Below are 449 nucleotides of genomic sequence, written 5' to 3' on the forward strand. Positions count from 1 at the left end.
GGGTTGGTCCACGGTGGCGCGATAGGTAATCGCGATGCGGTTATCGTCGCTCAGACGATAGTGCGCGGTGGCCTGCAGGGTGCCCGGAAAGCCTTGATCGCCATCGGGCGAGGTCAGGGCGAACAGCACTTCCTGCTCGTCGGCGTGGACAATGCGCCAGCGGCGCTTATCAAACCCTTCCGGGCCGCCGTGGAGCTGGTGGCCCGCGTCGTTTGACGGCGTGACGTTGACGACCTGGCCGTCAAGCGGGAAGCGGCTGTGGCCGATACGGTTGGCGTAGCGGCCTACCGAGGCGCCAAGAAATGCGGCCTGGCGAGCATAGTCTTCCAGCTTTGCGCAGCCCAGCAGCGGTCGGCGCAGGCTGCCATCGGCCAGCGGCACCTCGGCGCTGAGCAGCGTCGCGCCCCAGTCAGCCACGGTGACGGTCATCCCCGACTTATTGCGCAGGG

General features: G+C 67.0%; 1 pseudogene. It reads right to left on the minus strand.

Features of this window, described 5'->3' with window-relative positions:
• Nucleotides 1-447: pseudogene (locus tag M3149_RS22775) on the minus strand (galactose-1-epimerase); the annotation flags it as partial.
• Nucleotides 448-449 lie beyond the last annotated feature (2 nt).

The organism is Hydrogenophaga intermedia, from assembly GCF_023715105.1.
Lineage (GTDB): Bacteria > Pseudomonadota > Gammaproteobacteria > Burkholderiales > Burkholderiaceae_C > Hydrogenophaga > Hydrogenophaga intermedia_A.